The organism is Fibrobacter sp. (assembly GCF_045112255.1).
In the GTDB taxonomy this organism is placed as follows: Bacteria; Fibrobacterota; Fibrobacteria; order Fibrobacterales; family Fibrobacteraceae; genus Fibrobacter.
The window spans coordinates 1-1,575 of the sequence record NZ_JBGUHR010000102.1 but is presented as its reverse complement, the minus strand read 5'-3'; the positions used below and the strand labels follow the sequence as shown (position 1 = coordinate 1,575).

General features: G+C 50.8%; 1 protein-coding gene. It reads left to right on the top strand.

What is annotated here, in order from left to right:
• Positions 1-192: 192 nt before the first annotated feature.
• Positions 193-1,575 (top strand): hypothetical protein (locus ACJMM9_RS13550; protein ID WP_405327983.1); only part of this gene is annotated, 1,383 nt, incomplete at its 3' end.

Sequence of the window (1,575 nt, the reverse complement as noted above, 5' to 3'; positions counted from 1 at the left end):
ATTGTTCGGCGGTGGAGCGAAGAAGTTAAATGGTGAGCAAACGACCGAGAACAGCAACTGTAGGCCAAACCCCCACGGAACCGTTGTAAAAGGCCTATTTGCGCGTTGGTGTCATCGCGTCGGATTTGCCTCGTGCTGTTTTGAGGGATTTGTGATATAATACGGTTCATGATGAAACTGCGCGAGAGATTGTTGAAGAGTGCGATCTGTCTTGTTGCCGCTGTGGTGGTGATGCCGACTATGGCTGATGACACCGCGTTTGCGTTGGATCAGGAGCGCCTTTCGCTGGATCTGGTGCTTCCTGATGCGGCGGGAGCGTTCCCAACCAATGCAAACCCATATTGGGAGAAAGTCTCGCGCGCCGAGTTTACGAATGTCCTGGAGCGCATCTCGAAAATGACGCGGCTCAAGGATCTCTCGCTCAATGTTCACGCAGAAAGCAAAGTCCCGCTCGATTTGTCCTTCCTTTCGTCTCAGACAAACATGACGGAACTCTGTCTCGGCGGCAATTTGCATATTGGCTCTTTCCGCAAGATTGCGCACCTGCCGCTGGAGCGGTTGGATGGCCGCTACTACTTTGAGTCGAGCGTCTCGCTCGCTGACGAGGACAGTCTCGGATTGCTGAAATCGCTAAAATCTTTCAGTGCGTGGAAAGACTTTCGGGCAATAGAAAAACTACCGACAAGTCTTGTTTCGCTCGATATGTCGTATTCCCCAGAAGGTGATTACTGTGGATGCTTTACAAATCTCGTCAATCTTGAAGAGCTGGAGATGGACACCATATTTCGAAAGGATCAATACATCGACGAGGATGACATTCGTGCCATGAAGAAGCTGAAGCGCCTTGTCCTTAATGGCGGGTACGAATTGGGTAATCTTGGTGTGCTCCGCGAGTGCAAGTCGCTTGAAAACCTTGAGATTGCATTTTGCGAGTTTCGTCCGCTTGACCTGTCTGTTCTCAATGGACTTCCGATCAAGGAGTTGAAACTCAATTCGTGTCTTGTGCATGAGGTAAAGGGGCTTGAGAAGTGCCCGTTGAAGAAGATAAGCATCGACTTTTGCCCGATTGCATCGCTTGACGACTTCGGCCTTTTCCCGAACGTCCGCATTGTCGAGCTTCGGCGTACAGGCATAAGGTCTGCGGATCGCGATGCCGTCCTTCGTCATTTCCCGCGCATTTGGTCGCTGCTCTATGGAGATTTGATTGAGGGCTTTTGCGATGGAGACAGGTGCAATGAAGTTGTCTGCTTTGGTCCGACAAACATCGTCTTTGCTGCAGGTGGAGAGAAGTCGAAGGGGTTGTCCTTCATGGGGTTTGACATGGATAGTTCGATTGTCTATGACGACGAAGTGTTTTCTATCAGCGAAGTCATCGGCATGTCGAATTGCGTATCGGACAAAAGATATGAAAGCGTCATTGGACTTGGGCGGCCTTTCCATGGATTTACGACCGTCAAGCTCGTTGGCCGTGAGGTTGAGATAGTCGGTGACGAGGCGTACGACGGGCGGGTTGACAGTCTGGAATTCGAACAGGAGGACGAGGGGGCTGTGTTTGACTTTTCGTCAGAGAAGAAA